The sequence below is a fragment of the Anoxybacillus andreesenii genome (assembly GCF_030813005.1).
GTDB lineage: Bacteria > Bacillota > Bacilli > Bacillales > Cytobacillaceae > Robertmurraya > Robertmurraya andreesenii.
The window spans coordinates 135,833-155,863 of sequence record NZ_JAUSTU010000004.1 but is presented as its reverse complement, the minus strand read 5'-3'; the positions used below and the strand labels follow the sequence as shown (position 1 = coordinate 155,863).

Annotated in this window: 18 protein-coding genes; 13 read left to right on the top strand and 5 right to left on the bottom strand. The window is 39.9% G+C overall.

Annotation, left to right across the window (positions count from 1 at the left end; all coding sequences use genetic code 11):
- The first annotated feature begins 93 nt into the window (after positions 1 to 93).
- The 4 genes from J2S07_RS05850 to J2S07_RS05835 all read left to right on the top strand — a co-directional run bounded on the left by J2S07_RS05850 (position 94) and on the right by J2S07_RS05835 (position 5,900).
- Positions 94 to 1,554, top strand: coding sequence for an extracellular solute-binding protein (locus J2S07_RS05850; protein ID WP_307149472.1), 1,461 nt, complete (start codon positions 94 to 96; stop codon positions 1,552 to 1,554).
- Between the two features lie 12 nt (positions 1,555 to 1,566).
- On the top strand, positions 1,567 to 2,718 hold the full coding sequence (locus tag J2S07_RS05845) for an ADP-ribosylglycohydrolase family protein (RefSeq protein WP_307149471.1): 1,152 nt from the start codon (positions 1,567 to 1,569) through the stop codon (positions 2,716 to 2,718).
- A gap of 17 nt (positions 2,719 to 2,735) precedes the next feature.
- A complete protein-coding gene (locus tag J2S07_RS05840) occupies positions 2,736 to 4,835 on the top strand; it encodes an ADP-ribosylglycohydrolase family protein (protein WP_307149470.1) in 2,100 nt (699 codons plus the stop codon).
- 63 nt (positions 4,836 to 4,898) lie between these two features.
- On the top strand, positions 4,899 to 5,900 hold the full coding sequence (locus tag J2S07_RS05835) for a LacI family DNA-binding transcriptional regulator (RefSeq protein ID WP_307149469.1): 1,002 nt from the start codon (positions 4,899 to 4,901) through the stop codon (positions 5,898 to 5,900).
- A gap of 102 nt (positions 5,901 to 6,002) precedes the next feature.
- On the opposite strand, the gene msmX is transcribed toward J2S07_RS05835, so the two are convergent.
- The 3 genes from msmX to J2S07_RS05820 form a co-directional block, all read right to left on the bottom strand.
- Positions 6,003 to 7,103 (bottom strand): oligosaccharide ABC transporter ATP-binding protein MsmX, encoded by a 1,101-nt coding sequence (gene msmX / locus J2S07_RS05830; protein WP_307149468.1) that lies wholly within the window; start codon positions 7,101 to 7,103, stop codon positions 6,003 to 6,005.
- 117 nt (positions 7,104 to 7,220) lie between these two features.
- A complete protein-coding gene (locus J2S07_RS05825; protein WP_307149467.1) occupies positions 7,221 to 8,126 on the bottom strand; it encodes a PucR family transcriptional regulator in 906 nt (301 codons plus the stop codon).
- A 150-nt stretch (positions 8,127 to 8,276) separates the two neighbouring features.
- Positions 8,277 to 8,966, bottom strand: a complete 690-nt coding sequence (locus J2S07_RS05820) for a YetF domain-containing protein (protein WP_307149466.1) — start codon at positions 8,964 to 8,966, stop codon at positions 8,277 to 8,279.
- A 231-nt stretch (positions 8,967 to 9,197) separates the two neighbouring features.
- Between J2S07_RS05820 and J2S07_RS05815 the strand changes: the two genes are divergently transcribed.
- The 5 genes from J2S07_RS05815 (at position 9,198) to J2S07_RS05795 (ending at position 15,027) form a co-directional block, all read left to right on the top strand.
- Complete coding sequence (locus tag J2S07_RS05815; RefSeq protein ID WP_307149465.1) at positions 9,198 to 9,746, top strand: NADPH-dependent FMN reductase; 549 nt, start codon at positions 9,198 to 9,200, stop codon at positions 9,744 to 9,746.
- A gap of 425 nt (positions 9,747 to 10,171) precedes the next feature.
- Positions 10,172 to 11,356, top strand: a complete 1,185-nt coding sequence (locus tag J2S07_RS05810) for an acyl-CoA dehydrogenase family protein (RefSeq protein WP_307149464.1) — start codon at positions 10,172 to 10,174, stop codon at positions 11,354 to 11,356.
- A gap of 11 nt (positions 11,357 to 11,367) precedes the next feature.
- Positions 11,368 to 12,525 carry an acyl-CoA dehydrogenase family protein gene (locus J2S07_RS05805; RefSeq protein WP_307149463.1) on the top strand — a complete coding sequence of 386 codons (1,158 nt, stop codon included), beginning with the start codon at positions 11,368 to 11,370 and terminating at the stop codon, positions 12,523 to 12,525.
- Positions 12,526 to 12,586: 61 nt separating this feature from the next.
- A complete protein-coding gene (locus J2S07_RS05800; protein ID WP_307149462.1) occupies positions 12,587 to 13,477 on the top strand; it encodes a R2-like ligand-binding oxidase in 891 nt (296 codons plus the stop codon).
- Between the two features lie 179 nt (positions 13,478 to 13,656).
- The gene (locus tag J2S07_RS05795; RefSeq protein WP_307149461.1) at positions 13,657 to 15,027 is read left to right on the top strand and encodes an MFS transporter; all 1,371 of its coding nucleotides are present in this window, start codon (positions 13,657 to 13,659) and stop codon (positions 15,025 to 15,027) included.
- Positions 15,028 to 15,186: 159 nt separating this feature from the next.
- Here J2S07_RS05795 and J2S07_RS05790 read toward each other — a convergent pair whose 3' ends face one another.
- Complete coding sequence (locus tag J2S07_RS05790; protein WP_307149460.1) at positions 15,187 to 15,948, bottom strand: acyl-[acyl-carrier-protein] thioesterase; 762 nt, start codon at positions 15,946 to 15,948, stop codon at positions 15,187 to 15,189.
- Between the two features lie 222 nt (positions 15,949 to 16,170).
- Between J2S07_RS05790 and J2S07_RS05785 the strand changes: the two genes are divergently transcribed.
- Positions 16,171 to 17,976: a M3 family oligoendopeptidase gene (locus J2S07_RS05785; RefSeq protein WP_307149459.1), complete on the top strand. Its 1,806-nt coding sequence runs from the start codon at positions 16,171 to 16,173 to the stop codon at positions 17,974 to 17,976.
- A gap of 88 nt (positions 17,977 to 18,064) precedes the next feature.
- On the opposite strand, the gene J2S07_RS05780 is transcribed toward J2S07_RS05785, so the two are convergent.
- Positions 18,065 to 18,316, bottom strand: coding sequence for a hypothetical protein (locus J2S07_RS05780; protein ID WP_307149458.1), 252 nt, complete (start codon positions 18,314 to 18,316; stop codon positions 18,065 to 18,067).
- Between the two features lie 207 nt (positions 18,317 to 18,523).
- On the opposite strand from J2S07_RS05780, the gene J2S07_RS05775 reads away from it, so the two are divergent.
- The 3 genes from J2S07_RS05775 to J2S07_RS05765 are packed head-to-tail and all read left to right on the top strand — an operon-like array spanning position 18,524 to position 20,007.
- Positions 18,524 to 18,679, top strand: coding sequence for a hypothetical protein (locus J2S07_RS05775; protein ID WP_307149457.1), 156 nt, complete (start codon positions 18,524 to 18,526; stop codon positions 18,677 to 18,679).
- A 25-nt stretch (positions 18,680 to 18,704) separates the two neighbouring features.
- Positions 18,705 to 18,971 carry a hypothetical protein gene (locus J2S07_RS05770; RefSeq protein WP_307149456.1) on the top strand — a complete coding sequence of 89 codons (267 nt, stop codon included), beginning with the start codon at positions 18,705 to 18,707 and terminating at the stop codon, positions 18,969 to 18,971.
- A 7-nt stretch (positions 18,972 to 18,978) separates the two neighbouring features.
- Entirely contained in the window at positions 18,979 to 20,007 is a 1,029-nt protein-coding gene (locus J2S07_RS05765) for an alpha/beta fold hydrolase (protein ID WP_307149455.1), read from the top strand.
- Positions 20,008 to 20,031: the final 24 nt, after the last annotated feature.

Sequence of the window (20,031 nt, the reverse complement as noted above, 5' to 3'; positions counted from 1 at the left end):
ATATAAGTTGTCATTTTAAAGGGGGTGACAAACCTTCAGCTAGAAAATGTGTTTTCAAAGACAAAAAAACAAATATTTGGAGGGTTCAATTTTATGAAGAAATTTAGCTTATGGCTCATCGCTTTATTAGTGATTGGATTGTTAGCCGCTTGTAGTTCAGATGATGATAAGAAAGAAAAAGTAACAAAGACCGAAGATGGGAAAACAGTTATTAAAGTAGCATACAAGGATGAGGGACCATCCAACCCAGTAGCTGTTCAATATTATGAAAAATTAGCGGAAAACCTGAAGAAAGACAAAGATATCAATGTAGAATTTGAACTAGTAGAAGTAGCGCAAGGGGATTATAAAGAAAAATTAAGCCTGCTACTAAACAGCGGAGAAATCCCTGATTTAATTTATTTCCAAGGAGGCGACGAGCAAATTGCGAACCAGGATTTGCTTGAGGATCTTCGCCCATATATTGAGAAGTCAGAGCATTTGAAAAATATTCTGCATCCTCATAATGTTTCAAGATTGGAGAATTATCCATACTTGCTTTGGGTGAAGCCGATTGATTACAAGGTTCCTGTGGTGAGAAAAGATTGGCTCAATGAAATGAGTTCTTCTCAAAGTTTACTAGCTGATCCGACGACTGAGAACTACAAAGCATTTTTCAAAGAGTTAGTTGAAAGTGGCAAGGTTAAATATGCAACAACGGTTGCAGGAGATATTAGTGAATTAAACTTCATTTTTGATATGGCATTTGGCATCAACAAAACATGGTTAAATACAGATGATGGCTATGTATTCAAGAAGGTTTCCGATCAGGAGAAACAAAAACTTTCATTCTATAGTGAATTGTATAAGGAAGGACTTCTAGATCCAGAATATTTAACAAAGCAATGGGATACAAAGGAAGATGCCTTCTATAATGGAGAAACAGGTGTGATTGTCGGTACCAATGGGAAAGTAGTAGATTTCTATAATAGCAGAGTACAAGAGGTAAATGGAGAGGAAGCAGAACTGGCGATTCTTCCTCCAGCAAAAGGAGAATACCAAGGATTTGGAGCAGCGAATGTGACAAAAGAGTCCAGAGGACTTGCTATTTCCGCCTTATCTAAAAACAAAGAGCTTGTGTTTGAAATTCTAGATTATCTTGCAAGCCCAGAAGGTCAGAAGTTCGACCGTCTCGGATTTGAAGGCGAGCATTATAATGTGGTAGACAACAAAATTGAACTGACTGATAAATATTATGCTGAATGGTATGCACGTTATTGGGAGCCAAGCGAAGTCAATTTTGACACACCAATCAGTGAAAAGACTCCAATGTTAAGTACACCTGCTGTTGAATCTCAAGAACTAGCTGGTAGCTTCTTTGCTGAAGATAATTCCTTCAATATTCCTGAGGAGTATGTCGCACAATGGGATGCGATGGAAAACCTATACAAAGAGTACTCCGCTGATATTATAACAGGTAAATTGCCTCTGGATGCCTTTGATGAATTCGTAGAAAAATGGTATAAAGCTGGCGGAGAAGACCTAACAAAATATGCCAATGAGAACATTAAATAGGGAGTTAGATGAATGGTTAATTTTAAAGAGAGAGTGAAGGGAGTTTTGATGGGGGCGGCACTAGGTGATGCACTTGGTGCCCCTGTAGAAAAACTAAGCTATCAAGAAATAAAGGAAAAGTATGGTCGAGTAGAATCTCTGAAAACAAGATGGTACAAGGAAGATCTTGGGTATGATGTGAATAGAGGCAAAAAGCGAGGGAATGGAATTATTACCGACGATACGCTGATGACATTAGCTCTTTGCAATGTCTACAATATCGAAAAAAGGCATTTAGATGCCTATGACATGGCGAATGAGTTTGTTAAAGAAATAGCATTTCGTAAACGATTTATTCCTGAATTTGGTCGGGAAGAGTTAATCATTGAGAGACTCTTTTACCCGGAAAAGCATATTTTTCTTCGCCATACATTGGCCAATTGTGAGCCGCGAGAAGGCGGCTACGGAAACATGATTAACTGTGGTGCTGCGATGTATATTGCGCCGGTTGGTGTGGTCAATGCTGGTAATCCAAAAGCTGCCTACGATGAGGCGATTCTTTTTGCGATGGGTCATCAAACGAGCTATGGCTTAGAAGCCGCAGGGGTGTTGGCGGCATGTGTGGCGAAGGCATTTGAAGAAAATGTAACCGTGGAAGCAATTGTTGATACTGCCATCGAATTTGCTAAGGATGGGACGAAAGAGGCGATTAAAGCGATCACGACTTTGGCAGTGGAGCTTCGAGAAAAGAATGCAGCCATTGATGAAGTGGTGGCTGCCTTTCATGAGGCGATAAAGCCATTTTCACCAATGGGTGATGATGTGTCCCGAAAAATGGAGAAGGTAGGAATTCCTTCAAACCATTATACTCCAAGTAGATTAGGTTCTATTGAAGAGTTACCTCTTGCATTAGGATTCATTGTCTATAACAATGGAGAATTCTATCCATCCATTTATGATGGAATCAATTCAGGCAGAGATACGGACTCCATTGGTGTCATGATTGGAGTTATTCTTGGCGCTATGTACGGGGCTCCCGTAATTAAATCGGAAGACATTCATCTCCTTGAATCTGCTAATCACTTAAACTTTGAAGAAATTACCGACGCTTTTGCTGGAAATGCGAAATTGATTATTGAAAAAGATTTAGAGGCATTGGAAAAAGTAAGGAAGATTCTTTCTTAAAATGGGAGGGTTTTATAGTGATACCTAACGTTTACTTACAGAAGGTTTATGCAGGCTTTATCGGGATGAACGCTGGTATCCGCTTAGGTGCTCCCGTTGAACCAACCGAATGGACGCCTGAGATGATCCGAGATGTATATGGTGAAGTTAATGGCTACCTGAAAGATTACAAAATTTTCTCCGCCGACGATGATGCGAACGGACCTGTCTTTTTTATTCGTGCATTGTTGGATGATGCAGTGAACCGGGAAATGGAGCCGCAGGATGTGGCAAGAGCGTGGCTGAACTATACGAGAGAAGGTATAGGGATGTTCTGGTGGGGCGGTGACGGCATCAGCACGGAGCATACAGCTTACCTCAATTTATTAAGAGGAATACCCGCTCCCCAATCTGGTTCAGCAGAAACAAATGGCTTAATCATGGCCGAGCAAATTGGCGGACAAATTTTCATTGATACATGGGGCTGGCTTTTCCCAGACAATCCTAACAAAGCGGCTGACTATGCGGAAATTGCTGCTAGTGTGGCCCATGATCAAAATGGACTTTATGGTGCGAGATTCATAGCAGCTTGTATCGCTAGTGCCTTCACCGCAAAAAATATCCAAGAAGTGATCGATGAGGGTCTTGCTGAAATTCCAGCGGATTCCACCTATGCAAAGGTGATCCGGGCTGTTCAAAAAGTGTATGAACAGTATCCGGATGATTTCTGGAAATGCCGTGAATATCTTGAAAATGAGTGGGGCTATGACAAATATACAGGAGTATGTCATATTATTCCAAATGCTGGTGTGTGTGCATTAGCCCTTTATTATGGGAGAGGGGATTTAGCCCGTACGATCGAAATTGCAACCGCCTGTGGCTGGGACACCGACTGCAATGCAGGCAATGTGGGGTCAATTGTTGGCACATTCGTAGGGATTGATGGCATCCCTGAAAAATATCGGAAGCCGATTAATGATACGATTGTCACCTCTAGTGTGTCAGGCTACTTAAATATTTTAGATATTCCAACCTTTGTGAAATCAGTCGCATTATTAGGATATCGCTTAGCTGACAAGCCTGCACCAAATGTCCTCGTGGATAGTTACAAAGAGGAAGAGGTATTCTTTGATTTTTCACTTCCTGGAGCCACACATGGGTTCAAAACTAGCCTCCCTTTTAAGACGATTTTAAAGGCTAACGATACAATTGGGTATCAATCTCCGGGCAGCCTAGAAATTTTTATTGATCGATTGTATGAGGGTGAGAAAAGCACGGTTTATTATCAAACCTTTTATCGAAGGGATGAGTTTAACGACGAAAAGTATAAGCCGACTTTTGCTCCAAAAGCGTATAGTGGGCAGACGGTATCGTTGAAATTATATCTTGATAAATTTCAAGGAGCTGAGCTCTATATCACCCCTTATGTCCGAAATACCTATACAAAAGAAGTAACGGAGCTACAAAAAGAAAAGCTCAAGGAAAAGGAATGGCAAGAAATCTCCTTTGTTATTCCTGATACAAATGGTTCCTTTGTCGAGGAGGTTGGATTTGCGATTGAGAGCCCTTCCTCCCTAACAGAGCGATTCTTTGGAAAATTGTTCATGGATGAATTCCATATTTATGGGGCTCAAAGTTATGATATTGATTTTGCAAAACAAGCGGTGGAATTTTTAAGTGTAACTCCTTTTGCCCACCATCGAGGGAATTGGAGTTTGCAGAACGGGAATATGGTGGTAGAAAGCGATACGAACTGCGCTTCATTTACGGGACATTACTATATGAAGGATGCCGTCATTCGTGGAACGATTACTCCAACAGCTGGAGCGCATCATGCGATCCTGTTCCGCGCCCAAGGAACGCAAAAGTATTATCAAGTAGGGTTTGCTGGTGAGGGTAAGGTGGCGCTTCATTTACAAAATTTTGGTTTGACATGTTTGAAATCGATCGATTATGACTGGGAAATCGGAACAACCTATCAACTTGAAGTGGAAGTACGAGGTCCTCATATTTCGGCAAGAATCAATGGAGAGAATGTCCTGTCTTATACAGATTCCACTTGGGAGCATGGCATGTTCGGCTTTGCTTTATCTGAAGCAGGTGGCTGTATCATTGAAAAAGTCGAAGTGAGACCGTAATATGAATAGTAGGCTTCAAAAAATATGATAAAATAGATGATATCATAGCTTAGGAGAATCGTCGTGGATAGAAAAAAGGTAACGATTAGGGACATTGCTCGTGAATCAGGGGTGTCGGTTGCAACCGTTTCGCGATATATCAATAAAGTTAGTTACACCAGTCCTGAAACGGAGAAAAAGATCCAACAGGTATTGGACCGATTTAACTATACACCGAATGCGATGGCTCGAAGTCTCGCAACGCAAAAATCGAATACAATCGCATTTGTAACACCTGATATTACGAATCCCTTTTTCCCAGAGCTAGTCAAATCGATTGAGAATGTTGCCAAGACAAATGGTTACCGGTTATTGCTTATGAATACAAATGAAGATGAGCTGCAAAATCCTGATTTTTGGAATCAATTTAAAAGCAACTATATTGATGGCTTTATTCTTGCGGCGTCAGAGTTAAGCAGTGACGCCCAAGGTTTCTTGCAGGGCCTATCGATTCCTTTTGTATGCATTGATAGAGCCGTGCATCCCGAGCAGCAAAATTCAGTCTCCGTCAATAATTTTGAAGGAGCCTGTCTGGCTGTTAATCATTTAATTGAAATTGGTTGCAGGAAAATTGCCCATATTAGCGGACCAAATAGCTTGTTCCCTGCCCTAGAGAGAATGAATGGCTATTTGAGGTCGATGGAGGAGCATCAGCTTAAGCCATTTATCCTTGAAGGAGACTTTACGTTAGCGAGCGGTACGGTACAAACGGAAAGGCTGCTAGAGGAATATCCAGATGTAGATGGTGTTTTTTATGCGAATGATTTAATGGCCATTGGTTCTTTGAAGGCCTTTAAGAAGCAGAACCGATCGATTCCAAAGGATGTAGCCATTATTGGATTTGATGGGATTCAATTGGCGGAAATCGTTCACCCTGAAATCAGCACAATTAAACAGCCAATTGATAAAATCGGGGAGATTGCTACGAGTCATTTAATAAAAGCGGTTGAAAACCGTGAAGAGACATTCGATGTAAATATTACTTTAGAAATAGAATTAGTTAGACGTGAATCTACAAGAAGATGATGAAATGATTAAACCTATTGATTGTTTTATGTGAATATAATCGTGAAAGGGCTGTCCCAAAAGTTAAGGATAACTTACCTTTGGGACAGCCCTTTTCCTAATCTACGGACGAATTCGTAATTCAGTCTCTTTATCAAAGAAGTGAACTTTATTCATATCCAGCGCAAGTTGCAAGGAGTCACCTGTATGAATATCACTGCGAGAGTCCACACGAGCGATGATATCTTGGCCTTCAAGGGTTGAATAGATCGTTGTTTCCGCCCCTGTCAGCTCCGCTACATCTACCTTGAGCTGAATAACCGTGCCTTGCGAAGCCTGGATGAATAGTTCTTCATCATGAATGTCCTCGGGCCTAACACCAAGGATAATGTCTTTGCCTTCATATCCTTGCTCACGTAGGGTTTTCATTTTTCCTTCAGGAATTTGAAGAGTAGTGTTTCCAATGACAAATTGGTCCTTAACAATTTTTCCATTAAAAAAATTCATAGCAGGAGAACCGATAAAACCACCGACAAAAATATTTTCAGGAGATTCATAGACTTCCTTCGGTGTACCTACCTGCTGAATAATCCCATCCTTCATGACAACTAAGCGGCTTGCCATCGTCATCGCTTCAGTTTGGTCATGGGTAACATAAATGGTTGTCGTTTCTAAACGACGGTGAAGCTTAACGATTTCTGCACGCATTTGCACACGGAGCTTAGCATCGAGGTTTGATAAAGGCTCATCCATCAAGAACACTTTCGCATCACGCACAATTGCACGGCCCAATGCAACACGCTGACGTTGTCCACCGGAAAGAGCTTTAGGTTTCCGCTTTAAATATTCTTCCAGTCCGAGAATCTTTGCGGCTTCTTTGACACGCTTGTCGATTTCCGCTTTCGAAAATTTACGAAGCTTTAAACCAAATGCCATATTATCATATACGGTCATATGTGGGTAAAGAGCGTAGTTTTGAAACACCATTGCGATATCTCGGTCCTTAGGTGGGACATCATTGACGCGTTTGTCATCGATGTAAAAATCACCCTTAGAAATTTCCTCTAAGCCAGCAATCATTCTTAGAGTTGTAGATTTTCCACAACCAGATGGCCCAACGAAAACAATAAACTCCTTATCCTTGATATGTAGATTGAAATCCTGTACGGCTGTAACCTTGTTATCGTAAACTTTGTAAATATGTTCTAATTTTAATTCTGCCATTGATAGTAAGCCCCATTTCCATGAAAGTGTTTACATTCATAGTTTATCTTGAAGAGGGTTCATAAACAATGACAGGGTGCACAAAAAAATGAATCATATTTTTGGGCAGATTGTCTATTAATCCTGTGTCGCAGCCATTTTGCAGGCTAAGTAAATAGTGATCGCATTTTCGATCCCTTTAAGGGGAATACCTGTTTTTTCAGTGAATTTATCTAAGCGATATTGTAATGTATTTCTATGAATATATAGTTTTTTGGCTGTAACAGATGCGTTGGAATTCTGTTCAAGAAAGACTTCTAGTGTTCGTAAGAGTTCGCGATCTTCCGTTAGAATTTTGACGACATCATTGCGAAGAAGTGTAAGGGTTGTCTCTGGTAGGTTTTTTGCAACGATGATCGGGAGGCTCTTTTCGAAGGTGAATATTCTTTCCTTCTTTAAAATCTCCTTGGCCTCATGAAAGAGCTGTTGTTCGTGAAAGAATGACTCACGAAGTTCAAGAGAGGGAGTTCTAAATTTTCCAATGAAAAGGGAAGACTTCATATAAAAATCATTTTCGAGCGTGATAGAAATGGAGTGAAAGTCTTCTTCAGCATAGACAATCTTGGATTTCTCTTCAATAATAAGGGCAGAGTAGTCATTTAACCACAAAAATGCGGAACAGTTATGGAAATACTCACGGACAGCATCCTTCATTTCAATATGATTTTGTTTCGTTTCGTCAAATTGAATTTGTATGAATCGGATAGGATTCGCTGATTCCGTTGGTGGCAGGGATGCTTCATGAAATAAATAGGAGTACCACAAGCTCCCGCTTCCATAATTTTGGTTTTGATCCGGGAGATAGCTTTCAAATAACGTGTTTAATAATCGAAGCTGCTCCCCGTTCACCTCTGTACTTGGGATTCCCAGCCACATGGGATCCGCTCTGTTTTCCTTTAACCAAATATATTCATTACCAGAATAAGTGGCCGGGTTTTCTGTCATAACCGTATTTTGAAAAAGAACTTGTAATTTCTTCAGCACCGTAAAATTTCTCCTTCTAATAAATATCCTAGTTATCATATCAAAATATGTTAATAAAGTCCTCTAATACAAATGTATTTCTCTTCTGTAATCGTGCATCTTTTTCTAAAAGGCAGTTAATGGATTAACTATTTTCTATTTCTAGTTCAATCATTTATCTTTACTATCTATAAAGAGGGAGCCATCCTCTTGAACTTCAGCATAGAACACATCTTCAACAGACTTTACACCTGCTTGAAGGAGTTGTTGATGAAGCCAATTTACATCAAGATTTAATTTTGTTAAATTTTCAGAGATGATTTTTCCATCGGAGACAACCTCGGTCGTAAGTGGAAACATATTTTTAGGCATATTTGAAAGCTCCAAGTCGCTTTTTGTGATGGGTTGCTTCTGCTCCTTTGGGAGGACAGAAAGCTTTCCATTCGTTTCAAAAATCGCATAATCGACATCGGAAAAATTAAAAATATTTTTGTCTCTAAGCAGTGCTTTTAATGTATCAACGTCTAGTCGATTTTTTCGAAGTGCCTTCTCAATGATTTTGCCTTCCTTGATAACAATAACTGGTTCTCCTGAAGTAATTTTCTTAATCAACATTGACTTAAAATCGATGATATCTATAAGTAGTGTGAATATGGTCCATCCGATTAGGGAAATTAATCCATGTTTAATAGAAATACTGGGGCCGAGGACAAAGTTTGCGGCAATAGAGCCAATGGCAATAGCAGAGACAAAATGAAAGGAGGTCATTTTACTAATCTCCTTTCTCCCCATGATCCTTGTCAATATAAGTAATCCAATAAACCCGATCACAATTCGAATGATTAATTCAGATGTTTGCATCCCGCTCACTTCCCTTCTGGAAAGATATATACATTATTTGCGAGTCTAGTTATTTTATGCGAATTACACGTTGCACCTTTTATTTGAGGAGGGGAGATTTCTGTCGGGAAATGATAACGAGGGCTGTTTTTTTCTAAATTTGAAAATGGTTGGTATAATTAGATGGTGGTTCTAATCAAGGAGATTTTTATCCAAAGCAAAATCACAAATACATAAAATGGAGTGATAACAATGAAAATAGTCGCATTAGTAGGTAGCATTAGGGATGAATCTTATAATTTGGCACTTATGAAGACACTTCAAAAAAGATATCGGGAAAAAATGGAAATTACGATAGCCAATATTAAAGAGCTTCCATTTTATAATGAAGATATGGAAAACAATCCAAATGAAATGGTGCAGCAATTCAAAAAAGAAATTGCAGAGGCTGATGGGATTATTATTGCCACTCCTGAATATAATTGGTCAATACCAGGGGTGTTAAAGAATGCATTGGATTGGCTATCACGTGTAGACAAAGTATTGCAGAAGAAACCAGCGATGATTGTTGGGGTTTCAACAGGTCAGGTGGGGACGCTACGGGCTCAATTACACTTACGTCAAATTTTAGCAAGTCCAGGTTTGTCTGCGCGTGTTCTTCCTCCAGCTGGCAATGAAGTACTAGTGAATCATGCAGGGGCTAAATTTGAAAATGGAATGCTTACAGATGAATCGACATTAAGTTTTATTGATGGGGTAATTGAGCGCTTCATCACTTGGGTGAATATTGGGAAAAAATAAGGCTGCTTAAAATCCACTTTTCTTTATGAGAAGTGGATTTTTTTAAAACTAAAGTGCCTCTTCAAAAATTGAAGAAATCACGACTGAATTTCCAAATGGAATACTAGAATTCATCATCGTAAAGCCAAATGTATGTGCTTTCGGACAAATTAATTATTAGGGGAATGATCTAGGAATTATCTGATAAAAAAGATAGTAAAATTATATTGAATAGTCAAAATTTTTGTAATATTATTATAATTAGCCGACAAAGCTTCCTATATGTTTCCCAAAAGCTTCTCCAGTTTTAATGTTTTAGCATTAGAAGGATAAAACTGAATAAGATTTATATGTACTGGAAACCTACATCATTGATTCTAACAGGCAAAAGATCTTTACCAAAATAATTTAGAACATGAAATGAATACGCAAAAGAGGTGGAATGAATGGATCTTTCTTTTAATGAAAAACAGGAAGAATATCGACAGCATGCCAGGGAATGGCTCATTAACAACATCCCGGAAGGCTGGGGAACACCGGAGTTCGAGTGGCCAGATGATGAAGTGGAACGAGGGAGGATATTAAGGGATTGGGACCGTAAGCTTTATGAGGGTGGCTTTGCAGGAATTGCCTGGCCGAAGGAATACGGAGGTCAAGGACTTACACATGTGGAAGATATCATTTTTAATGAAGAAGCAGGAAAGCTAAATGCACCCGGAGGAATTAATGTATTAGGGAAGCTTCTCCTTGGTCCAACCCTACTATTATTTGGGACAGAGGATCAGAAACAACGCTTTCTTCCTCCGCTATTGCGGGGAGATGAGGTGTGGTGCCAAGGCTTTTCGGAGCCAAATGCTGGGTCTGATTTAGCTGCGATCCAGACTCGGGCAGAGCTAGTTGATGACAAATGGGTGATTAACGGGCAAAAGGTTTGGACTAGTTTCGCCCATCATGCTGATTGGTGCTTTGTGTTAGCTAGGACGGATCAAGAACTCCCACCCCACAAGGGTATTACCTTCTTTCTCGTGCCGATGGACAGCGAAGGGATCACCGTACGACCATTGGTTCAAATTAATGGAAATAGAGATTTCAATGAAGTGTTTTTTGATCATGTCTCCATTCCGAAAGAAAATGTGGTCGGTGGTGTGAACAACGGTTGGAAGGTAGCGATGGGAACGCTCGGCTTCGAAAGGGGAACACTAGCTCTTGGACGACAAGTCCGCTTCCAAAATGAGTTCAATACGATGGTCAAAATCAGTGAATCATTGAAAAAGAACGGCGAAAGCATTAGTCAGAACAGCTATTATCGTCAAAAGATGGCAGAGTTATTTGCGGAAATCCGAATTCTACGGTATCACGGCTTAAAAACGATCAGTCAGCTTCTAAATGAAGGGAAATTAGGGCCTGAAGCGTCTTTACAAAAGTTATTTTGGTCAACGATGCATGTGAATATGGGAAAGATTGGGTTGGAAATATTAGGGGAAGAAGGCCCCTATATTGGAAAAGAAAGTGTAGGACGTGGAGTCCTACAGGAGATAGATTTTGGTTCTCGCGGGGAAACGATTTATGCTGGAACGACGCAGATTCAGAAAAATATCATAGCCGAGAGAGTTCTTGGCATGCCAAGGTAAGGGGTGATTGGATGTTTTTTGGATTTAATGATGAAGAGAAGATGCTGAGAAGAAGTGTAAGAGACATGTTCAAAAATAAGAATACTCCTGAACATGTTCGTGCATTTATGAAGGAGCAGACCATCCCACCAGGTCTGCATAAGCTCTTAGCTGATCAGGGCCTACTGGGAATCATCGATTTGAATGGATCACAGGATAGGAAGGGAATGGTCAATGCCATTCTAGTTGCCCAGGAAGCAGGGAGGTTTTTATTAACATACCCCCTCCTTGAATCGATGGTAGGATTAGCTGCATTAAAGACTTGTAGCAAACAGGCAGAAGTAGCTTCTGAGATTGAGAGTGGGGAAAAGGTCCTTACGGTTGCCTGGACCAGCGTCGATGCCAAGGCAAGAAGGTCAGAAAATGGCTATGTGATCGATGGAACACTGCGAGAAGTCCCATTTGCAAAGGATGCGGATGTTATCTTAGCCAATGTACGAATTCTAGGGATGGGCCAAACTCCAAACGAGGAAGAAACATTGGTATTAATTGACCCGAAAAATCCAAACCTAGTCATTCGAGACGCAAATTCGATGGATTTAACCTATCCACTCTATGAGGTCAGTCTACTAAACTATCCATTAAATGAAAGCGCTGTCGTAAATAGGATGGGAATGGGTGCTGGTCATCAATTAATGGAGCAGATGCTCAAAATTGGGGCGTTGCTGTTGTCAGCAGAGATCGTTGGCTGCGCAGAACGCACACTCTATGACACCGTTGAATATACGAAACAGCGAAAACAATTCGGGAAATTAATTGGTAGCTTCCAGGCTTTAAAGCATATGGCCGCTGATATGTATTTGAAGGTCGAAAGTGGAAAATCAGCCATCGAATATGCAGCCTGGGCAGTGGATACTGACAATGAGGATGCAGATCTTGCGATTTCGATTGCAAAATCTTATACCTCAAGTAACGGAGTTCAAGTCTGTGGAGATGCAATTCAAATGCATGGAGGAATTGGCTATACCTGGGAGAATGATATGCATTTATTTTTTAAACGGGCAAGGAGAAGTGCTGCGGTTCTAGGTGACAGTTATTATCACCGTGAAAATATTGCCAAAGTGGCTATTGATGGGATAGAGGGTAAAAGAGAGGTAGGCTCAAAGAAACCGATAGTTGTGGAAGTTTAATCGAGTAGCTTATTGTTTTGCCAATCCAAAATATAAAGAATTCATTTGAGGAGGATGTAAGATGAGTGAAAGAGTTATTTTGACGACGAGCAGTAGAGGTTTAAAGGAGGATTCCTTGCCATATCGTCTTTATCAAAAGGCAAAGAAGTTTGGTATATGGAATCCGATGGACATTGACTTTTCCCAGGATGTGGAGGACTGGAAGAAAATGAATGATGAGCAGCGGGAGGGGATCCTCCGTCTAATCTCGATGTTCCAGGCGGGGGAGGAAGCTGTTACCCTTGACTTACTGCCACTAATGATGGCCATCGCAAAGGAAGGCAGATTAGAGGAGGAAATGTTCCTAACAACCTTCTTATTTGAGGAGGCAAAACATACGGAATTCTTTAGATTAGTTCTTAACGCAATTGGTGAACGAGGGGATTTAGCTCATTTTCATTCTGACTCCTATAAAAAGGTATTTTATGAGATTTTACCAACCTCAATGGAGCGGATTACAACAGACCAATCACCTGAAGCCATTGCGGAAGCTTCGACTGTTTATAATATGTTTGTTGAGGGAGTCCTTGCCGAAACCGGTTATTATTCCTTTTATAATTCACTAGAAGATATTGGGTATATGCCTGGTCTTCTTAAAGGGATTGGCTATCTGAAGAAGGATGAGTCAAGACATATCGGATATGGCACCTTCCTTTTACAAAGATTAATTTGTGAGCATCCTCATATTTATGATGTGGTTATGAAAAAAATGGAAGAATTGACTCCCCTTGCAGTTCAAATTAATACCGAGGGGAATGATGGTCGAGAGGTATCGGCTTTTGGTAAGCCAATTGACTCATTGGAATTTTCGATGAAGCAGCTTCAAGTAAGGATGGAAGTGCTTGCTCGCGCAAGAGGCAAGAAGATTGAAGAGATTTACAAGATGTCTGAGAGTGAAGCAGGCGTTTTATAGAGAGAAATAGGGTACTGTCTTAAAGCAGTACCCTTCTATTGACTCGTTAAAGGGGGAATTATCCAAAATTAATACTATTTTTATAGTGGCTAAAATATTAATTATGCTCTGTGAGATGCTCTATTGATTCTGCAAGGTATTAGGTTCTATAGTTCCGCTTTATTGAAAGGGGAGTTTTTATGCTTGAATCAAAGCAAGATGATATTCTATTAAATGATTCAATTGAAATGGAACAGCCAAAGCGTAAAGAATTATGGTCCTATGGATTGGGCAGCTTTGGGGTTTATGCAGTATCAACGTGGATTGGAGCATTTTTGACCTTTTACTATACAGATAGTGTCGGTTTAGCTGCAGCGACCGTAGGGACGTTAATGCTTTTGGCTCGTTTATTTGATGGCATTACAGATGTTGGAATGGGATATGTTGTTGATCGAACGAAATCAAAACATGGGAAAGCGAAGCCCTGGCTGCTGTGGACGTCCGTACCTTTTGCCTTAACAACTGTTCTACTTTTCTCTGTACCAGATTTAAGCTACACCGGAAAACTAATCTATGTATATACCACATACTTTCTCTTCATTATATTCTTTACTATGATTGCTATTCCCTACAAAACATTAATGGGTGTCATGACTTTGCACCAGCATAGTCGCTCTCTAGCCAATATTTATTCAGCGATTTTTACGATGATCGGAAATTTAATGGTTATGACATTAACTCAACCATTAGTTGCTTCGATTGGGTGGACCAATCTCTCGATTCTATATGGAATTCTAACGATCATTACATTATTCTTGACATTCCGTGTTGTCAAAGAAAGGGTTGGGATAGAAAAAGAACAAAAGGAAAGCGTCCCGTTTAAAGTTGGGTTAAAAGGGTTATTTAATAATAAATATTGGGTCATTGTCACGATTTATAGTGTCAGCTTTAATATCACAATCGCGCTTACGCAAGGGGCCGTTCTATACCATTCACAGTATATTTTAGGGAATATTAACTACTACCCGTTAGTTGGTTTAGCTCTATCAGCACCGATGTTGATTGGACTCTTTTTTGTAGGTCCATTTGTTGAGAAATTTGGAAAAAGAAATGTGGTTCTGGCTGGCTGCTTTCTCTTTTTAACAGGTTTCTTTATTCGAATGATTGACCCAACAAGTTTAATCCCATTTCTAGTTGGGTCCGCGATTGGTGGGCTTGGGGCGATGCCAGGCTTAGCTCTTACTGTGGCCATGGTCAATGATACCGTCGAATACGGGGACTGGCGCTTCAAGACACGGACAGAAGGCCTGATTAATAGTGCCGCAAGCTTTGGGATGAAGGTCGGATCGGGTCTTGGCTTGGCCCTTATCGGTTGGCTCTTAGCTTTCGGTGGATATGTAGGAGGACTTTCGGAGCAAACACCACTTGCTAATCAAATGATCATCGCATTAAATATTTATGTACCAATGACCTTTGTGATCATCCAAATGATTCTCCTATTTTTCTTTAAGATTGACAAGCTATATCCTACCATTCTAGCCGAGCTTCAAGAGAGAAAGGATATGAGCTAAGGGGTTTCATCGCATTTAGGAAGAGAAAGACCTAATAAGCAACCCGTACAAAATGTGTGGGCTGCTTATTTACTTTGTGGCTATATAACAAATTCTTTCACATCAAGGACTAATCTCCAAAAAACAGTTATCCATTAGGACGAACGATTTCAAATCATGCTAGTTATCTCTCTTAATTGTCACCTGTGATTTAAAAACGACATTCCCATTGGTTTGATTGACGCCATCGATGTAGATCTCATGATCATTCAACTTGGTAGTGTCCTTGTTTAGTTTGATGGAATCACCAGGTAAAGCCTCTTGTAAAAAGTTGATATCAATCACTTGAATGGAATAGTTCTTGTGGTCTTCAACAGGAAAACAATCCATGATGTAGTCAACATATTTGGAATTATTCAAATGTCCGTTGAAGTCGATATCACTATAGCCAATGACTTTGTCATAAGCTGCTTCTAACTGTCCAAAATCCTTCAGCTTGCCCAATCGTCCTTCAATGGCTCGTTCAGTTCTGCTTTCTGGATATTGAATCCCGATCAGCTCACTTCGCTTAAGCTTTCTTTCTTTAATGTCCATGATTACCCATTTTGAGACTGCTCTAATGATGACATTCCCATTCGCATCTTTGACGAGATAATCACGATCAAATTCTACCTTCCCAGGGTCAAGTGGCCATGTTTCAATCGTGATTTCTTCATCCCAAACTGGAAGTCTAATAATTTCAACTCGAATTCGCGTTACGACCCAAGCAACTCCAAATTTTTCCTCCAATGTTTCAATACCATAGCCTAGCACTTCAGCGGCCTGACTTGCAATATCTTGAAAATAGCTGAACAAATTACTCAATTTCAGTTTTTTGGTAAAATCAACATCTCTTAAATCGATGTGATAGGTTTTTGAAAATAGGGATGTTAATGTATTCATTTCTCTTACTCCTTTTGAATCAAGTTCGATTATTTTGTTATTCATTTTTTTTTACAAAGCAGAATTATGCTTTAGAATTCTAACTATTATCATAAACCTCCCATCAACATCTTTCAATTCTCCCCTCTTTAACAACGTATTCAAAATAATTGTCGAATATTAAATTTTCCGATATATTTAATTAAGTAGAAATAAAAACTAACACAGAATGGGGATTATGTTATGAAGTATGTAGACACATGGGATTTAGATTCGATTTTTCCTGGGGGAACGAAATCTCCACAGCTACAAGAAAAGTTAACTAGTTTGAAAGCGGAAATCGAAGAATATCGTAGCCACATTCAAAATTGGCATTTTGAAGATAACAAGAGTGCTGAACCAGTGAAGGAAATCTTGAAAAAACAGGAAAAGATTTTAAATGGTTTAGGCCAAGCAGGGACTTTTGTACATATGTTTCATGATGCCTATACCAATGATGAATACGCGAATGTGGTGATGGGGCAGGTGATTGACTTATCCAGTGAGGTGGAAAATATCACGACCACATTAACCAAAAAGTACGTTGCCATCGCAGATACAGAGTGGCAAAGTCTATTAGCAGATCCAGAACTTGCGACTGTTTCATTCAGATTAAATGAAATTCGCGATCAGGGGAAGCGTCTTTTATCAGAGGAAGTTGAAAATATTATCACCGAGTTAAATAAGGATGGGCTTTCAGCATGGAACCGTTTGTATGGAACGACTGTTTCCATTATGACGATTCCATTTACAGACAACGAAGGAAAAACAACGGAGTATTCCGTAGGTCAGGCGATGAATCGGATGTATTCCGATCCAGATCCAAGCGTGAGAAAGCAGTTATTTGAAAACTGGGAAGCGGCATGGACGAAATTTGCGCCTGTGTTTGCAGAAAACCTAAATCACTTAGCAGGCTATCGTCTTACCTTGCAAAAGGTTCATAACCGCGACCACTTCCTTGATGAGCCATTAGAGTACAACCGTATGGAAAAGGAAACACTGGATGCGATGTGGACAGCGGTTGCCAATCAAAAACAGCCTTTCATCGATTTCTTGAATCAGAAAGCAAAAGTGTTAGGGATGGAAAAGCTAGGCTGGCAGGACGTGGATGCTCCGGTAGCTATCGGGGATGTAGAACCACCGCGATTTACATATGATGATGCATGCGATTTTATCATTGAGAATTTTGCTAGCTTTGGTCCAAAGCTTACAGAGTTTGCTAAGCACGCTCTCGAAAATCGCTGGATCGAAGCAGAGGACCGTCCGAACAAGCGTCCGGGTGGGTATTGTACGAGTCTCCCAGAATGGAAGGAATCCCGCATTTTTATGACCTTTACTGGATCTCCTTCCGATACGAGCACACTTGCTCACGAATTGGGCCATGCTTTCCATAGCTATGTCATGAAGGATCTCCCAGCTTTGAATCGCCGATATGCGATGAATGTTGCGGAGACAGCTAGTACTTTTGCGGAAACAATTATTAATAATGCCACAGTAGCAAATGCGAAATCGAAGGAAGAAAAAGTTACCCTGTTAAATACGAAAATGGAGAATGCAACAGCGATGTTCTTAAATATCCATGCTCGTTTCCTTTTCGAACAATCCTTCTACGAGGAGCGCAATCAAGGAATCGTGTCGGAGCAAAGATTAAATGAACTCATGCTGAATGCTCAGAAGGAGGCGTATGGAGATTGCCTATCCGAGTACCATCCTCATTTCTGGTGCAGTAAATTGCATTTCTTTATCGATGATGTACCGTTCTATAACTTCCCTTATACCTTTGGTTTCTTATTCAGTCTCGGAATTTATGCTGAATATTTGAAGAATCCAAATGGATTTGAGGACAAATATATCGCTTTATTGAGTGACACTGGTTCGATGAAGGTAGAAGAGTTAGCGATGAAGCATCTTGGTGTAGACTTAGGCAGCCCTGACTTCTGGGAGGCAGGAGTTCAATTAATGGCTAAGGATGCAGAGGAATTTATTCGCTTAACGAATGAATTGATGTAATCACCGCTTTTCACTGAGCTATCTAAGAAAAGGTCATCCAAAAGTTGATAATACGACTTTTGGATGACCCTTCTTAATATGATCTAGCCTATAGATAAATCAAAGCAGCACGTAAATCTTCATTTCGTACCACGACGCGGAAAATTTGTAGGTGGTACTGAAATTCATCCGCTAGCATCCCGCAATCATCACGTAAATCATAGGATAGGAGAAAGTCCTCTAGGCTCTGTTCATCGTACTCCTCTCCTATTCCCTTTATCCATAGTTTATAGGATAGTTTTTCTCCTAGTTTTCCGAGACCACATCTATTAAATACGTCCTGAATTTGTTCCTTGTTCATCCACTCATCCCTTTAATGATTTGTCTATCTAGGATTCCATTATATTCTCGACTCTATACTTCCGCTTAAGCTCTTCCATCAAAAGGGCAAAGGCGAATCTATCATTTTTTGCACTCTTTCTTGATGCTTGTCTATTATATAGTAAGCTCTGCTCAAGGAGCGGTTTCACTAATAATCAGATAAGTTTAAAGAAAGGAGCGGTATCGAGTGGAAAAGCAACTGCAAGAACTTTACAACATTTTAAAAAAGCTCGGTTTTCAAATGGAGTTCAAGCTAAATGAAAATATTCAAGACAGCTTGAATAAAAAAGAAATTCTAAAGTATCTGCACCGACATGCTCATTTGTTAGCCCCCCCTCATTAAAGGACTAAAAGAATGGGCTGAGACCATGTCTATTCCATTAAATATCCCTACAAAAAATGATGTTGCTAATGTAGCAAAGCTAACTAAACAAAATGAGGAAAAATTGGACTCCGTGGATGAACAGCTGAAAATTTTGAATGGGTACCTAAAAGAGTTGATTTCAGAAGATGTTCCTACCTACACACCACCTTCTAAAAAGGATTTGGACAAGGAGCTCAAAAAATATAAGAGACTTTTACTCCTCCAACTGCTCATGCAAAATAGGACCAACCCTGGAACCGGAAAGGATTGATTCCTCAATGGTTTTGGAAGATGAATTGGAAAGATGGCGAGGTTTTTTCAGTATATGGTGTACAGAAGAACCTGAGTTTGCACAAACTGAACGAATCCCAATTTGGAAAAAGAATAAAGCGACTCTTTGGTATTATCCAGCCAAAGAAAGACGCTATAAAACTCCATTATATCTTATTTACTCGCTCATTAATCAGCCATTTATTCTTGACCTCCTTCCAGGAAATAGTTTAATAGAAGCATTTGTTCATGAGGGCTTTGATGTATATTTAATCGATTTCGGTATTCCTGGCTTTGAAGATAAAGATTTAACCATGGATGATTACATTAAAGACTATATCCAAAAGGGAGCAAAAAAGGTACTAGATCATTCGAATGCCACTGAACTCTCAGTGATGGGATTTTGCCTTGGAGGAACACTTGCAGCAATGTATGCGAGCATTGCCACAGAACCTATTAAAAACCTAATCCTTGATGTAGCGCCGATTGATTTCTCGAATGCTCATATTTTTGATCAATGGGCAGAGGTTGTTAAAGAAGAGGAGCTAGACTTTGATGACTTTATTGATTCGATTGGGCTCATCCCTCCAAAATTCGTGGAAGCCGGTGTAAGACTCATTACTTCACCAATCTACTTTAGTCCTTATCTCTCACTATTAAATAAAGCGAATGATGAGGAATATGTTGAAAGGTGGAGGGTTTTCAATAAATGGACGAGAGGGCATATCCCTTTGCCTGGTGGTGTGTTGAAGCAGATGTTTCATGATTTTGGTAAGCATAACAAACTTGTAAAAGGAACACTCAAAGTCCGAGATGAAAAGATGGATTTATCGAATATTCATTCAAATCTTTTAGTCATAGCTTCAGAATTTGACCGACTTGTACCGAAGGAAACGACCTATAAAATTATGGACCTCGTTTCTAGCAACGACAAAAAGTATATTATGCTTCAAGGTGGACATACAGGTCTAACAAAGGATGGAAAACTTCCTCATCATTTCAGGGATTGGCTGCCAACTAGGTCGAATCCTATATAGCCTTGTGTGAAAATGGTTAAAGGG

What these genes read in the sequence shown, in the direction of transcription:
- msmX (WP_307149468.1), bottom strand. Translation starts at nt 7,103, where the DNA reads ATGGCAGAATTAAAATTAGAACATATTTACAAAGTTTACGATAACAAG.
- J2S07_RS05810 (WP_307149464.1), top strand. Translation starts at nt 10,172, where the DNA reads ATGGATCTTTCTTTTAATGAAAAACAGGAAGAATATCGACAGCATGCC.
- J2S07_RS05785 (WP_307149459.1), top strand. Translation starts at nt 16,171, where the DNA reads ATGAAGTATGTAGACACATGGGATTTAGATTCGATTTTTCCTGGGGGA.
- J2S07_RS05790 (WP_307149460.1), bottom strand. Translation starts at nt 15,948, where the DNA reads ATGAATACATTAACATCCCTATTTTCAAAAACCTATCACATCGATTTA.
- J2S07_RS05800 (WP_307149462.1), top strand. Translation starts at nt 12,587, where the DNA reads ATGAGTGAAAGAGTTATTTTGACGACGAGCAGTAGAGGTTTAAAGGAG.
- J2S07_RS05770 (WP_307149456.1), top strand. Translation starts at nt 18,705, where the DNA reads ATGTCTATTCCATTAAATATCCCTACAAAAAATGATGTTGCTAATGTA.
- J2S07_RS05820 (WP_307149466.1), bottom strand. Translation starts at nt 8,966, where the DNA reads ATGCAAACATCTGAATTAATCATTCGAATTGTGATCGGGTTTATTGGA.
- J2S07_RS05845 (WP_307149471.1), top strand. Translation starts at nt 1,567, where the DNA reads ATGGTTAATTTTAAAGAGAGAGTGAAGGGAGTTTTGATGGGGGCGGCA.
- J2S07_RS05780 (WP_307149458.1), bottom strand. Translation starts at nt 18,316, where the DNA reads ATGAACAAGGAACAAATTCAGGACGTATTTAATAGATGTGGTCTCGGA.
- J2S07_RS05795 (WP_307149461.1), top strand. Translation starts at nt 13,657, where the DNA reads ATGCTTGAATCAAAGCAAGATGATATTCTATTAAATGATTCAATTGAA.
- J2S07_RS05805 (WP_307149463.1), top strand. Translation starts at nt 11,368, where the DNA reads ATGTTTTTTGGATTTAATGATGAAGAGAAGATGCTGAGAAGAAGTGTA.
- J2S07_RS05765 (WP_307149455.1), top strand. Translation starts at nt 18,979, where the DNA reads ATGGTTTTGGAAGATGAATTGGAAAGATGGCGAGGTTTTTTCAGTATA.
- J2S07_RS05815 (WP_307149465.1), top strand. Translation starts at nt 9,198, where the DNA reads ATGAAAATAGTCGCATTAGTAGGTAGCATTAGGGATGAATCTTATAAT.
- J2S07_RS05850 (WP_307149472.1), top strand. Translation starts at nt 94, where the DNA reads ATGAAGAAATTTAGCTTATGGCTCATCGCTTTATTAGTGATTGGATTG.